Consider the following 14439-nt stretch of genomic DNA (forward strand, 5'->3'; position numbering starts at 1 on the left):
TGGCAACGGACCGATATCTGGAAGAAATGTTGCAAGATAAGAAAAGCAGGCATAACTATGCAAAATTTGCTCACTATGCCATCGGCCAGAGGATCGAAAACGGCGTCATTTGCTGGGAATTGTACTGGGGAGACCCCGGTGACACGCCGAAGGGGAAAATACACCGACGCACATAACACTCCTCTCTTCCGAAAATTAATTCACACCCATTTTATAGAAAGGGACCTACGGCCTGCCGGCGGAGGCAGGCGCCCCCCGGTGAATCAGGCGTGTGATTCCACCAGCGCCAGCGCAGCGTCTTGGTACGCGTGGAAGAGATCGCCGCAGAAGGCGTCCCACTCGCGGCAGACCCGGATGTTTTCTTCGTTGAGGCCGAGTATGTCCTGGTGATCGACGAGCGCGGTCATGCGCGTTTCGAGGGCTTTCACGACGGACTCATCGCGGCCGGGGAGCGCCGCGCGCACGAAGGCGGACGGGGTGAGCCATGCGCGCGCCTTCTGGAAATCGCGGTGCACCTGGGTGAGGAGCACATTGCGCGGTCCCTCCCAGAGCTCGTTGACCGCCGAATCGCGATAGAGGCGGGGAAGGCATGAAAAGTCCTCCATGACCCCATGCCCGCCGAATACCGACATCGCGGTCCGGATGGTGTCCGTGCAGTCGCCGGAAGCGGTGATCTTCTGGAGCATGATGAGCTCGCGGACGCAAAAGCTCCGAACCCTGGCTTCCGGCGCATCGGACCCCTTTTCCTTCAGGGTATCGAGGAACTCGCCGTACAGACGGAATGCTCCCGCCGTCGTCCTCTGTGCGGTCCGTTCGGCATCGCGGATCTGTCCCGCGAGCAGGGGAAACTGCCCTATGGGGAGCCCGAACGCGGTCCTGAACCGCGCGTACCCGGAGGCCTCGCGCACGGCCCTCGTCATGAACGCGGCCGCGGACAGACCCACGGTGAGGCGCGAGTAGGTGAGCACGATGCCGACCACGTTCGCGAGGCCGCGCTCGAGCGGGCCCACGGGGTAGGCGAGGGCGCCGTTGAAGGTAAGCTCGGCGGTAGTGAGCTCGCTCGTGCCCATCTTCCACTTGATGCGATCGATGGTGTACCCGTTGCGGATTTCCCGCTCCTTCATGCCGGGGAGCCAGGACGGGGCCACGAAGAGCGCCACGGATTCGGAGCCCCTGGGCTTGGCGGTGACCACCGCGTAATCGGCGTGCGTCGCCGAACAGAAGAACTTCGTGCCGTACAACCGCCAGGCGCCGTCCGCCTGTTCCGCCTCGAGCAGGTTGGAGGGAACGTCAGAACCGCCCTGGATCTCGGACAGGTACTGCGCTCCTATCGCGAATTTCCCGTCCAGGCCCTCCGCGCAGTGCGCGAGTATGCCTTTGGTCTCCGGCGTGTCCGCGAATTTGCGTAGAAGCTCCACGAGTCCCTCGGTGCAGGTGATGGGGCAGGCGATGCAGGATTCGCCGTTCTGATATATGAGGAACATCTTGATGAGCTTCTCCAGGGGAGGGGTCTTCGCGGAGAAGAGGCCCTGCGAGAATATTTCATCCTCGAGTTTCTCCGTATCCGACGGGCGCACGATCCGGTCGATGCGGTTTCCGTGCCCGTCGTAATGCCGCATGAAGGGCCGGAGCTCCGGCCAGGAAATCCGGTCGGCGGCGTCGCGCCAGGGGAAGGACGCCTTCTTCGAGAGGGCTCTCGCCTCACGGTCGAGGCGCTCGAAATCGGCGGCGCCGGCGAAGCGTCGCAGGACGCGCTGGATGAAGGGATCGTCGGCGTAGTAGTCGAGACCGTTTCTCCATTCAAGGTAGTCGTCGAAACTGTACGGGTTGTTCCGGTCGGGGAGCGACATGGGCGGCCTCCTGGGAGTGAAACTATGGTCATTATTACGAACACTGTTCGGTTCCGTCAAGGAAATTTCGCTTGCAATCGGCCTTCCCGCGGGCGATAACTATTCGCCCGGGGAGGGGAGGGATCGCCATGCCAAAGGATCGGACGCTTGGAAAACTGCGGGAACGGGAGCGCGAGGCGCGCCGCGCCCTTATCGTGGACGCGGCGCTGCGCGTATTCGCGACGCGGCCCTTCGATCGCGCCAGCATGCGCGATATCGCCGCCGAGGCCGGTATCGCGGCGTCTTCGATCTATACGTATTTCCCCGACCAGCAGACGCTCTTTATTGAAGCGATGACCCGCGAGAGCGCGCCGCTCATAGGGAAATTGGAGAGGATCGTTGCGCGCCAGCAGGGTCCCGCGGCCGTGGAGAAGGTGACGATCGCCTTTATCGATTTCTTCATGGAACACGATTCGTACTTCCGCATGATGACCCATTTCATGATGCAGGGAGAGCTGGGGGAACAGCCGGCGCGGAAGGTGAGCGAAACGATGCGCAAGGTCTTCGACGCGTTCGACAGGCTTTTCCCGGGGAGCGACGCCCGGTCCACGCGGCTCAACTCGCACAGCTATTTCGCCGCCCTGAACGGCATCCTCATCACCTTCCGGCGTTATCCCGGAAGGAGCAAGGCCGAGCTTCTCAGGCACATGCGGCAGGTGGGGAAACGCATGGCCGCGATGGCGAGCTCCGGGGCCCGCCCGTCCCGGGCGAAGGGATGAACGGGCGATGAAGCGAATCGGCCCCCCTTTCCTTATAGTGGTATGCCTCGCCGCGTGCATCAGCTCCTGCTCCTGCGCCTCCGGACTTGTATACTTTCCCGACACGAAGGTGACCGTGACGCCCGCCGTTGCCGGTCTCGCCTTCCAGGCGGTTCGAGTGCGCACCGCGGATAAAGTGACGATCGCCGCATGGTGGCTCCCGCACGAGGCCGCGCGCGCAACGGTGCTCTTCTGCCATGGGAACGCGGGAAATATTTCCCACAGGCTCGACCAGCTGAAGATATTCCACGGCCTGGGGCTGAACGTGCTCATTTTCGATTACCGCGGGTACGGTGAAAGCGAGGGCAGTCCCTCGGAGGAGGGAACGCGGCGCGATGCCGAGGCGGCATGGGAATGGTGCACCGGGACGATGGGAATCTCCCCGCGGGACATGATTATCTACGGGCATTCCCTGGGGGGCGCCGTCGCCGTACGGCTCGCGTCCGAAAAAACGGCCGCCGGACTTATTGTGGATTCTTCCTTCACGTCGGTCGCCGATGTCGCGTCACGGCATGTGCCGGGGGTGCTCGCGCGAGGACTGTTCGGCGGGATGTATGACTCGAGGGAGACCATTGCGCGGGTGCGCTGTCCGGTGCTCGTCATGCACAGCCCGGAGGATGAGATCATTCCCTATGAGATGGGGGAGGAGCTTTTCAGGGTTGCGCGCGAACCAAAGAGGTTTTTCAAGTCGCGGGGGTCGCATAACTCCGCGTTTATCGAGACGGGACCCGGGTGGGGTGAGGCGATCGGGGCGTTTATTGAGGGGGCGGCCGTTTCGAAGTGAGGGAAACGGGTGTGGCGCGCGGCGCCGATTCGCTCTTAGATGCCCCACTACGCCCTTTTTTACCTGCGCGAATCTTCCTGTTTGCAGATATGTGCTATACTGAAATATCGGGACTTCGGATTAGGGGGACCAATCGATACTGAAGGAAGGGACTTATGGGGATCGGTAAAGCCGCGATACTTACAGCACTGCTGATAAGCGCATTCATGATACGGGCCTATGGCGCTCCGGCCGACCAGGCGGCGGAGTATCTCAATCGCGGGAAGCAGCTTCTTTACAGCGGCAGGGCCGAGGAGGGCGTCAAGCTTCTGGAGCAGGCCATGTCCCTGGACCCCAAGAATCCCTATATCATGCTCTATCTGGGTAAAGGATATAGCTGGCTTAGCAAATACGACAAGGCAATCGAGATGTACACAAAAGCGGCGGAGCTTGCCGGTCCCAATGAGGAGGTGCATTGGCAGGCGCGGTTCGGGGCGGCACAGACCACTAGTTGGAAAAAGGATTATAACGGCGCCGTTCAGCAATACTCATTGCTCATGATTGAATATAGAAACGCGCCCCCCGCCTTTAAATCGGAGGTGTTTCTCGCGCTAGGCGACGTTTATTCCTGGAGGCTGGAATACGATGCGGCGATCGAGCAGTTCAATAAAGCCCTGGAGCTCGATCCCAAGAATATCGAAGCCCTCAATCGGATCGCGAAAATCCACCTTTGGGATCGCGCATTCAAGGAATCACGCATCTATAGTGAAAAAGTACTCGCTCTTGAGCCCGGAAACCTCGAGGCGAAGACCAGAATCGAAGAGCTGGACCTTATACGTCCCTATCAGATATCCATAGGAAACACCCTGATCATGTATGACGCGAATAACCCCGCGGGGGATAAAGTGATGCGCAATGAATCTCGCCTTGGCTTTTCATGGAACGCGAGCGAGGTGTCCACGCTCATCCTCTCGACCTCCTACATAAGACAAAATTCCGCGGATACTATCTCCGGTCCCAGGGCGGGCGCCTACAGCGATATTAACGCGACACTCGGTTTTGAACATAAATTATTCGCGGAAACATACGTAACGGGAAACGTCGCCTACACCTTGGACGCGGAGGTGAGTCCCGATTACTCGGGAGAATTCGGTTTCAGCCAGAAGGTTAGCCGTATTATTGACGTATTGCTGGACTATCGGATTACCCACGATAAAAACTATAAGATAGTCCATGCAAAGCACGCGGTATCGCATTCAATCGCACCGGGAACAATAGTATATTTTACCGACAAGGTGTATACCCACCTTCAGGCGTACCTGGACACCGACGGGGAATATAAGCTTTATTCATTCTTGTTTCACCAATCGGCCGCATTTAACGCGATGGCGGACAGGATTGATCTTTACCTTTCCTACGGTCGCGGCAAAAACTATCTCGTATACGGGAATACGACCATTCCCGTGGATGTGACCACCTTTGGGGCGGCCGCCAGCTACGCGCATTTTTTCAGCCCCGCATTCGGCCTTCGGGTGAACGCCGGGTATCATAATCGCGTGGATTCTTTCGAGGACTACCAGGCGGGGATAGAGGCGATTTTCCAATATTAAAGACCGTTAGTGAATCCATGCAGAAAAAGGCTTATTCGACGCGGGGAACTACGCGTTTTCACAATGAATGGACGGGCAATGGTTCGATTCACTTCTTGGAGGTTGTAAATCCCTTACGCACCATGACGCCCCATCCCTGCGAGGTCTTTAGGGCGTTCAGGTAGCTTGATACCCTCATCATGCTCAATACCTGGCGGATACCGAAGTTCTCGATGAAGGCATACCAGAGCATTCCGGCTATCTCCTTGAGCGAGAAGTAATTCACTTCCTTTTCCATGATGAAAAATGAGAAAAGAGAAATGAAAATTCCCATCATGACCGAACCGATGAAGAGCAGTATAAACGAGGTCGCCGAAATAAGCCCCAATACGCATGAGACCGCAAAAACGAAATATCCTTGCAGCTCAATCCAGGGGCCTATGACCTCGAAAATCAGGAAATAGGGCGACGCGAGGAGCCCTATCCTTCCAAAACCCGGATTGAATAACAGCTTCTTATGAAAGGTCATTATATCAAGAAGTCCCCTATGCCAACGGTCGCGCTGCCTCTTGAATATCTTGAAATTTTCGGGAACCTCGGTCCAACAATTGGCATTGAAGGCATAATAGATGCGGAAGGGGAGCTTCCGTTCGTGCATGAACCGGGCCATGCGCACTACAAGCTCCATATCCTCACCGACAGTATCCTTTGCGAAGGCACCCCTGCCGGTGAGATATCCCCCCGCTTCAATGACGCGTTCCCTCTTGAATACTCCAAAAGCACCCGATATGATGAGGAGTGCACGCAGAAATGCCCAGCCTATGCGCCCCCCCATAAACGACCTGATGTATTCGACCATCTGAAGGCGCGCCAGCCGGTTTGCAGGAAGGCCGATATGCGTAATTGCCCCATTGTCGACCGAACAGCCGTTGACGGGAAATATATTTCCCCCCGCGGCCACACCCTCCGTATCCGAATCGAGAAACTGGGACATGAGCTTTATGAGCGAGTCGGATTCAAGAAGTGAGTCCGCGTCTATGCCGCAGAAGTATTCTTTTCGCGAGGCGTTGATTCCTACATTGAGTGAGTCGGCCTTCCCGCCGTTTTCCTTATCGATTACCAGAAGATTCGGTACGTTTCGATTGAAGTAGGTGCCGCGCACGCGCATCGTGGAAATATGCGAATGAATCGCGGTGTCGTCTTTTTCCAGTTTGAAATGTTCGATAAGCGTTTCCAGCGTACGGTCTTTTGAACCGTCGTTGACGACTACGACCTCATAGTCCGGGTACCGCAAGTTTAAGAGGGAGGAGACGCTTTCAATAATACCGGCCTCTTCGTTATAAGCGGGGGCGATTATGCTTACCGACGGAAGTATCTTTTGCTGGAACAGGAAGTTCATTTGTTTCAACGCGAAATTCTTCGTTTGCTTTACAGCGCCGGCAAAAGACAGGAACAGGAGGAGTATATAAGAAGAATTGATAACGAGCGCGTACAAGGCGAATGAAATATTGAAGGTGTCGATGAAACGCATGAGCAAATCAAAGGGCCGCAGCAGAGAGAGTTCGCGCGCATATATTGCCAGGAAGAGAGAGGGTATGAATAAAAATGCCAGGAGGATAAGTGAAATTAAAATTCCACGTTCAAGGAATTCCTTGCGTGCGACGGGTTTTGGGGGTTCTATTTTCCTGAGCCCGAGTTTCTCGCATTGCCGCTCATTCAGGTCGACCGAGAAGACAGGGCCAAGTTCGGGGTTTTCCATGACGACAAGGCGCATGATGTTTAAAACCTCGTCTTCCAGCGATTCGTCCATATTACGTTTTAAAAATGCGGTTACGCCGCTCGCTTTCCCCGCCTTGATTATCTCGTAAACGATTTCGACGGTTTTTCCCGACTTGTCCGACAGGAGCCGCACCAGGAAGAACTCGATCCGGGAGAGCAGGGCCTCGGCGATACCGCTGGATATTTCCGGGCCGGAGGCCTCATGAAACAGCCGGACGAGGGGAAGAACCAGCGAATCCTCCTTGAAGATAATACGGGAGAGTGATTCCACGACCGGCTCATACAATCCGGGTTGTTCCAGGAAGGGAGCAAGGCGCATCATGCTCTCACTCGTGGGTATGTTGCCCGCGAATTGTATGGCGGCCTTGAGGATTTCCTCGTCATGCACATTAAAGAAGAGATCCAATTCGGAGTCGTTTGGGTAACGTGAGAAGAGGCTCTTGAGTGCGGGGAGGGCGACCCCACGGTCCCGGGAAACGGCCGCGCCTAACAGGAATTGTTTTAGCACCTCATCCGGGTAGAACGAGGCGAAATTAATAATAAGAAGTTGGAGATCGCGGTCTTCCATTCGTAAAAGCTCCGGGATAAGGTCATAAAAGATACGGCCCGTATCCGTTAAGAGCGAGGCGATTTTTTCCGTATACCATAGAGGAGCTTTTTTGCAGCTGAGGGCGACTATCCGCAATGAAGACGGTGCTCCCCCTTGTATGAGGGAGTAGGCCATATGGAGTTTAATATAGTAATGTTTCTCGCGTACGAGTGTCCCTTCGAGCGCCCGTTTTGATTCAATCGAGGGAATATAACAAAGCATTACCGCCGCGTGTGTACGCTTATAGGTCCGCCAGGATCGTAGTCTCTTAATAAGCGAGTCCTGGATTCCCGCACGGCGCATGTAGCGAATGACCTTGTCTTTGAAATCCTGGTTGAGAATCGCCGATTGTGAAAGGCGTATGAAACGGTCTAAAAACGCATAAGGATTGTTATCGATAATTTTTAGGTTTTGGTCCTCGGGGACGGTTTCGAATGTGTTGACCAGAAAATCGGTCAAATCGATGTCTTTTTCCTTTTCTCGTGTGGTGCCCAGTTTGCGAATTATAATCGTCGCGGCCGTAAGAACATTCAGCGCCCCTATCGCCGCAAGGATGAACAGAAGTTCTTTAATATCGTCCATAGCGCGGCTTAGACATTCTCCTCTATGAGGCCCTTGACAACGCCTACCAGCTCTCCTTGATAAAATGGTTTTTTAAAATAATGACGAATCTTGAGTCCAAGCGCCCTTTGGATCGATTCCTCGGTTTTATCATGGGACATGAGCACGAAGGGGACGTCTTTGAGGCGGGTCGATTCCATCATTTTTTGACGCAGCCGAAAACCGTCGAGTTTGGGAAGCATAAGCTCGGAAATCACCGCCGCCGGCCGCTCCCTTTCGCATATCTCCCATGCGGCGGACCCATCCATGCAGATAACCACCTTATACTTGAGTACCTCAAAAGATTTACGAAGCAACTCGCAGTTGATCCTGTCGCCGTCAATGATTATAAGACTTCCCGCCGTTTCCGAGTACTCCTCAAGGCGAACCTTGTCATACACCGTGTCCATGCCCGTTTTTCGCGCGATGCGTACCTTCATGCGGCCCTTATCATAGATGGCAGCGACACTATCATTGGATGATATGCGGTCTCCGGCCGTGTCCTCGCAGGAAACAATCCCCATGGACACGGTGATGGGGGTAATAAAAATCTCCGACGAGTTGATGTCCCGACGTATTGATTCAGCCTCGGCGATAAGGTCTTCTTTGCTGGTTTCAGGTCTGAAATACACAAAACCGGCGCCCGTGAGTTTGAAGATAAGATCGTTGTGCATAGCTTCCTCTGATTGCGGGAGCCGTTTGAGGAGGTAGGCCAAATGCGCTATGGTTTCGTCTCCGGCGTTGCGGCCGAACTTGTTATTAATATGGACTATGTTATCGATCTCCATGAAAATCAGGCCGAATTTATAGGGTTCGTCGCCCGCCGCCTCAATTTCACGCATTAGATATTGGCGCATGAATACTTCGTTATATAGATTGGTGATTGGGTCTATGATGCTCGGCAGAATTTCATGTTTTTCTGAGGGTTCTATCTGCGCCCCGGCGTCTTTGCCGCTCTCCTTCTTTTCCCCCGGTCTCGTCATGGATTGAGCGTTCCCGCCCTTCACTCCCATAATCGATTGAAACGTCTCCAGGGTATTTTCAAGTATGGGGGGGCCGTAGGAAGGGGCGATTACTTTAACATCCTTGGCAAACAGCATTACGGCGAATTCATTGGCCTCATGGGTGCATCCGTTGGTATTGAACGGTGGACAGGTAAAAAGGGTGCGTGTCCCCGTTTCAAAGGCCATGAGCGCGCCGTGCGAACAGTTGGAGGGAACAGGGACGATTTCCAGGTTACCGGTCCCTAACGGGAGCTTGTAGCGTTCATTATTAATGGAGAAGATGCTCAGCTTGGTTCCATAACAGCGAAGAAGGTTGGCCGAATCCGCGTGTGCCACCAATCTTCCTTCGAAGCTGTCGTGTTCGAATAAAAGAATCCCCGCCGCCAGGTCGGGGCGCCAATGAAGCAGCACGATGTAGGTTATTTCGCGCAAGGAAACAAGAGAAGAGAGCGCATTGCTTAGGGACATAAAATCGGGCACCGAGGCCGTGTTGATAAGTATTGCGCCCGTATCCCCGCGTATGAGGTATGTATTACAGCTCGCAGCCGCAATCGAGCCGCTCTCCGAGAGCTTATATATTCCCTGCGCGATTTCAACCGGGTTCATCGAGGCGTCCTCTGCGTTTTAAATCTTTTTCACCGCCAGAATTATTTAGCATATTTATGAACTTTCTTCAAGATATATTTCGATTATGTATTATCATTGACAAAGTAACAATTCCGGCTACATTTAAAATGAAGTTTGAAAATCCTCCCTTCATGATGAACCGGCCGGCTATAATAATATAACCCGAATAGAACAAAATGTGAATCAATCAGGAGTTACCCCAGATGAAGTATTATTTAAAGACTATAGCAGGGATAGCGTTAATGACATTAATATTTGGAAATCCCGCGCGTGCAGATGGAAAAAAAGACACGATAACCCAGGCCAGGGATAAAGCCATAGAATGGCTTAAAAATCAAAAAGTTCCTAATTCTGTAGTCCCTGATCCGCAGCCGGAACGGCGCAATCTTCTTCTTAGCTACGAAATTCCGGAAAACTCACCCGACTATAAATACATCTACGGAAGATCGATCATTTATGACGATGCGCTTGCCGTAATTGCGTTTGTAATGAACAAAGACTACAGGAATGCCTCACTCGTGCTGCAGGCGCTCAAGCGGCAGCAGCGAAAAGACGGGGGAATATGGTTCGGCTACAATGTCAATAACGACTGGCCCTCAGAGCTCGATTTTTCAGGATCAACGGACAGGACAGGCGCTACTTCGTGGGTAGGGTACGCTTCAGTATATTACCTGCAGCAGAAAGTAAAGGAGTCGCCGGATGCGCTGTCCACGAAAGAAGCCCGGGAATTACTTGGTTTCACGAAATCCATCGCGGATTATCTTTTAAAGCTCCAAGTGCGTGAAGAAAACGATCTCAGGTACGGCCTCATTACCGGAGGCAGGAACTCGGTTGTTCTGAAATATGAGAATAATGCGGTAATCGAAGTATTCCAGGAAGGCAGTATCGACTGGATAAGCGCTGAGCACAATATCGACGCTTATTATTTTTTACGTGATCTTGGCCTGCTTGTAAAAGAAATAAAATATATATCTGCCGCGGACAATATAAAATCAGGCCTGCTCCGGATATGGAGCCCGGTAGACAGGCAGTATTTCCGCGGAATAAAACCGCTATTCGTTGACACGGCCCTCGCTCTCGACTGCGCGTCCTGGGGAGCGGTTTTTTCGATCAGCGCCGGAAAAATTGAATATGCCCGTGAATCAATAGGGGCTATTGAAAGCATGTATGCGAGTTACTATACAACCCCGGAGAACATTACGGTAAATGGATACAAACCATACGCGGTGAAGGATATTTACGAAGAAACCGACAGCAAGATCATACCGTTTTATTTTCCGGATAAGAAAAGCACATGGAAGGAGCTGAACGGCGTATGGGTAGAGGGGTCTCTTGGCGTTGCAATGGCGTACCTGAAACTCGGTGAAAGAGAAAAAGTAAAATCGATTCTTGAACAGATGATCGCGCTGCAAAATGAACGCGGTGGATTCACTTACTTCACAATGGATATCCCGCATGAATTTTCAAAACATCCAAGCGTTGCAAGCACGGCCTGGTTCGTCATTGTAGCGACGGCGTACGCAGACAAGACGGCGCTTGACGGATTCTGGGGAAAATGACGTTGTAACGCATGGGAGGAATTATATGCATTTAAAAACGGCAGTAATAATCTGCATGCTTTTATGTCTCCCATTGTCCTATGAAGCGCCGGCAGCCGAAAGCATTACTGATCTTAAAAACGCCGCTGTCGTGTTAAATATTTCCAGAAGAAACTCCGCTCCCTATACCGAAGTAAATGCAGTATTGCATTCCCTTGACATTCTCGGAATACAACATATCGAAACGGAGGATGTTGCAACGGCAACCAAATATCCTCTCATCGTTATAGCCGGGGATATACGTAATACCACGTTTACACGATCCGAACAGGAAGAGATATTCAGGTATGTCGAATCGGGAGGAACGCTCCTTGCTCCGGTTGTCACGGGAAATAAATACTTTTCGCTCTTCGGAATAAAACAGCCGGCCGACAGTAATAAACGTTTTGCAATAGAATTTAAAGAAAGTTCGACCGATGACTCATTAAAATACCTCGACCGCAAGGAAGAACGCAGCATTTCGCTCGGAAATAAAAAATTATATTCCGAGACCATATGGACACATTCATGCGAACTAAAAGATGCCAAAAGCCTTGGTACGACTGAAGACGGGTTAAGCGTGTTCTCGGTTAATCAGTATGGCGAGGGCCTTGCGTATATGCTCGGTGTTTCATTTACGGGAGTAGTGCTGCAGCCGCATGTCGGCAACGATTACGAAGCGCAGCGCACCTGGATCAACCGGTTTGAACCCGGTTCCGACGTGTTCCTCATGATACTTAAGGCGGTTTACGAGAAAGCAATAAGCCCATATGTTTATCTCTCCACTATCCCGTACGGTTATAAAACGGCTCTTATCCTGTCACATGACGTCGACGCGCAGCTTTCATTCAGAAACTCTATTGATTACGCGGAGCTTGAAAAGCGTTTCGGGGTTAGAAGTACTTTCTTCGTTACAACCAAATATTTTAAAGATGAAATGGATATTGGCTATTATGAAACCGAACGGATAAGTTATATGCGCAAGGTTAAGGAACTGGGAGGGGATGTTCAGTCTCATACGGTAACTCATTCGATTAACTTTGATTTATTTCCGGTCGGCGCCCAGAATACGACGAAAGCGGTTTATAATCCTCTCGAAGCACCGACTGTTTTCGGGGAACTCCTTGTAAGCAAGGAGCTTCTTGACCGCGATATTCCAGGTCAAAACACGATCTCATTCAGGGCGGGTGATCTCAGGTATCCGGAACGCCTTATTGAAGTAATGGAAAAATCCGGTTATAAATATGATTCAACATTTTCAGCAAACGATATAATGTGTAACTTTGCCTACCGGGCACTCAAGCAGCGCCGTGCGGGAGCGGACAATTCCAGCATAGTTGAAATTCCCGTAACCTTTGACGATTCCCAGGGATATGTTAATCTTGAAAACTACAAGGATATGGTAAAGCTTTGGATTGATGTCATATGGGCAAATGCGGACAACGAAGCGATATCGGTATTGCTTCTACATACGTCCGAAACCGCCTATAAGCTTAAATCGGAGGAGCTTCTTCTTCAGGCGCTTCAGGGAAAAGATATCTGGATAGGAGACCTGACCACATACGGTGACTTCTGGAATGAACGCAGTAACGTACGTTATAACGTTGCCATGCAAAACGGCACACTTTTCATCAGGATGCAATCCGCTGAAATACCGGACAGGGTTTCATTCGTGATAGGCAAATCCCCGGAGATTAAATCGATTGAATTGCTCGATTCAAAAAACAGGAAGATAAAATTTAAAGAAAGCGAAAGAGGGAATAAGATATTTTTGCGTATTATAATTTAGGAAACACGCGAATTATTATTCACTATTCGCGTCTATTCGCGCGCATTGGCGGTTATGCTGCCCTTATTGCACGGTCAAAGGAAGCAAAGATACTCGCGCGTAACGGACAGGATGTGGAATTGGTGCTATACAGCCTGTTGGGCATATCTGCCGAGCAACAGGCTCGGGACATGAATATCCTCATCCAACTCGTCCCAATGAAGGCCACTTCCGCCGCCGCTCAGTTCTACCCTGTTTAATTGCTCCATAGTTACATTGTGTAAATGGGGGAAATAGGCAAGCGGCACCGAAAGTTGGCGGCCGTCGGTGAACATGATCCACATGTTAAATTCAAAAAAAATGCTTTGCATTGCAGAATCTGCACACATCAACGACATCAGCCATGATCGCTATTGCGACAAAGGGCTGATTCCACGTATACTGGTAAGCAAGGCAACTTCCTTTTTAAATACGATGCCTTTGCACAAGATTGTTGATTTGATGGACTCGATCGCATCCAGTTGATTTATAAGTTCAGCATGACGGCCCGCCGTCATGCTGAACTTATAACTAATCTGAGCATACGCAGTCTTCGCCCCTTTGCATTCTCACGAATTTCCCCCGGGTCGAACAAGAAATCAAAAAAATTTAACATCGCGCCCCTCTCCCGCGTATCATGTACATGGTGCACGAAATAATATCCCCCTATATACCAGCCGACGCGGCCCCCCGATGACATCCGGGGGTTTAAACAGGGAACAGCTCGCCGCGAGCGCGCCGGGGGAGGGGGTTCACCTTGCCATAGCGGGCGCGGGAACGGGAAAGACGCGCGTCCTCGTTGAACGCATTCATAACCTTCTCGCGACCGGGGCGGCGCAACCCGGGGAGCTGCTCGTGCTCACCTTCAGCCGGAAGGCCGCGGAGGAGCTCCAGCACAGGGTCGCCGCCAGGTCGGGCGAGCTCGCCCGCGGACTCACCGCGGGAACTTTTCATTCATTTTGTCTTTCCATGCTCGGGCAGTTTCGGGACGAGTACATGGCGGCGGCGCGCCTCGCGTCCTTCCCGCGTGTTCTCGAAGCCGGCGAGCGCGCGGCACTCATAAGGGAGCTTATCCGCGCGCGCGTGGACGATTTCCTGGGCCTCCCCGTGGGGGTAATCGAACGGATACTTGAAGAGCTCCCCCGGTTGAAGGCCGGAAGCCGCGAGAAACTCGAGAGAACGGGAATACTGCGCGCGCTCAAGCGCCTGGACGAGCGGTTTCGAGAGGAGAAAAGGCTTCGCGCGACCATCGATTTTGATGACATGATGGAAGGCATGATAGGGCTGCTTGAGGCGGATGAAGGCGTCCGGGAGTCGCTCCGCGCCCGATTCCGGTTCATTCTTGTGGACGAATTCCAGGACACGTCGGCGCGCAACCTCCGCCTCATCACGCTGCTCCTTCCACCGGGCGGGGGAAACCTTTTCGTGGTCGGAGACGACTGGCAGATCGGAAGAGC

At 52.6% G+C, this 14439-nt stretch carries 10 protein-coding genes; 6 read left to right on the forward strand and 4 right to left on the reverse strand.

Features of this window, described 5'->3' with window-relative positions; all coding sequences use genetic code 11:
* Positions 1-263 precede the first annotated feature (263 nt).
* On the reverse strand, positions 264-1850 hold the full coding sequence (locus EPN93_06865; protein ID TAL36882.1) for an acyl-CoA dehydrogenase: 1587 nt from the start codon (positions 1848-1850) through the stop codon (positions 264-266).
* A gap of 128 nt (positions 1851-1978) precedes the next feature.
* Between EPN93_06865 and EPN93_06870 the strand changes: the two genes are divergently transcribed.
* The 3 genes from EPN93_06870 (at position 1979) to EPN93_06880 (ending at position 5020) form a co-directional block, all read left to right on the forward strand.
* A complete protein-coding gene (locus EPN93_06870; protein TAL36883.1) occupies positions 1979-2608 on the forward strand; it encodes a TetR/AcrR family transcriptional regulator in 630 nt (209 codons plus the stop codon).
* Positions 2609-2615: 7 nt separating this feature from the next.
* Entirely contained in the window at positions 2616-3431 is an 816-nt protein-coding gene (locus EPN93_06875; GenBank protein TAL36884.1) for an alpha/beta hydrolase, read from the forward strand.
* A gap of 155 nt (positions 3432-3586) precedes the next feature.
* Positions 3587-5020 (forward strand): tetratricopeptide repeat protein, encoded by a 1434-nt coding sequence (locus tag EPN93_06880; GenBank protein ID TAL36885.1) that lies wholly within the window; start codon positions 3587-3589, stop codon positions 5018-5020.
* A gap of 88 nt (positions 5021-5108) precedes the next feature.
* On the opposite strand, the gene EPN93_06885 is transcribed toward EPN93_06880, so the two are convergent.
* Positions 5109-7949 carry a glycosyltransferase family 2 protein gene (locus tag EPN93_06885; GenBank protein ID TAL36886.1) on the reverse strand — a complete coding sequence of 947 codons (2841 nt, stop codon included), beginning with the start codon at positions 7947-7949 and terminating at the stop codon, positions 5109-5111.
* 8 nt (positions 7950-7957) lie between these two features.
* Positions 7958-9577 (reverse strand): diguanylate cyclase, encoded by a 1620-nt coding sequence (locus tag EPN93_06890; protein TAL36887.1) that lies wholly within the window; start codon positions 9575-9577, stop codon positions 7958-7960.
* 224 nt (positions 9578-9801) lie between these two features.
* Between EPN93_06890 and EPN93_06895 the strand changes: the two genes are divergently transcribed.
* Positions 9802-11157, forward strand: coding sequence for a hypothetical protein (locus EPN93_06895; GenBank protein TAL36888.1), 1356 nt, complete (start codon positions 9802-9804; stop codon positions 11155-11157).
* A gap of 25 nt (positions 11158-11182) precedes the next feature.
* Positions 11183-12964, forward strand: coding sequence for a hypothetical protein (locus tag EPN93_06900; GenBank protein TAL36889.1), 1782 nt, complete (start codon positions 11183-11185; stop codon positions 12962-12964).
* Between the two features lie 125 nt (positions 12965-13089).
* Here EPN93_06900 and EPN93_06905 read toward each other — a convergent pair whose 3' ends face one another.
* Positions 13090-13341, reverse strand: a complete 252-nt coding sequence (locus EPN93_06905; GenBank protein TAL36890.1) for a DUF2442 domain-containing protein — start codon at positions 13339-13341, stop codon at positions 13090-13092.
* A gap of 334 nt (positions 13342-13675) precedes the next feature.
* On the opposite strand from EPN93_06905, the gene EPN93_06910 reads away from it, so the two are divergent.
* Positions 13676-14439: hypothetical protein (locus tag EPN93_06910; protein ID TAL36891.1), on the forward strand; the 764-nt coding region annotated here is incomplete at its 3' end.

This window comes from Spirochaetota bacterium (genome assembly GCA_004297825.1).
Taxonomy (GTDB): Bacteria; Spirochaetota; UBA4802; order UBA4802; family UBA5368; genus FW300-bin19.

Excerpts from the sequence above, each read along its gene's own strand:
- EPN93_06865 (TAL36882.1), bottom strand. The coding sequence starts at position 1,850 with ATGTCGCTCCCCGACCGGAACAACCCGTACAGTTTCGACGACTACCTT.
- EPN93_06890 (TAL36887.1), bottom strand. The coding sequence starts at position 9,577 with ATGAACCCGGTTGAAATCGCGCAGGGAATATATAAGCTCTCGGAGAGC.
- EPN93_06895 (TAL36888.1), top strand. The coding sequence starts at position 9,802 with ATGAAGTATTATTTAAAGACTATAGCAGGGATAGCGTTAATGACATTA.
- EPN93_06880 (TAL36885.1), top strand. The coding sequence starts at position 3,587 with ATGGGGATCGGTAAAGCCGCGATACTTACAGCACTGCTGATAAGCGCA.
- EPN93_06905 (TAL36890.1), bottom strand. The coding sequence starts at position 13,341 with ATGTCGTTGATGTGTGCAGATTCTGCAATGCAAAGCATTTTTTTTGAA.
- EPN93_06885 (TAL36886.1), bottom strand. The coding sequence starts at position 7,949 with ATGGACGATATTAAAGAACTTCTGTTCATCCTTGCGGCGATAGGGGCG.
- EPN93_06875 (TAL36884.1), top strand. The coding sequence starts at position 2,616 with ATGAAGCGAATCGGCCCCCCTTTCCTTATAGTGGTATGCCTCGCCGCG.
- EPN93_06900 (TAL36889.1), top strand. The coding sequence starts at position 11,183 with ATGCATTTAAAAACGGCAGTAATAATCTGCATGCTTTTATGTCTCCCA.
- EPN93_06870 (TAL36883.1), top strand. The coding sequence starts at position 1,979 with ATGCCAAAGGATCGGACGCTTGGAAAACTGCGGGAACGGGAGCGCGAG.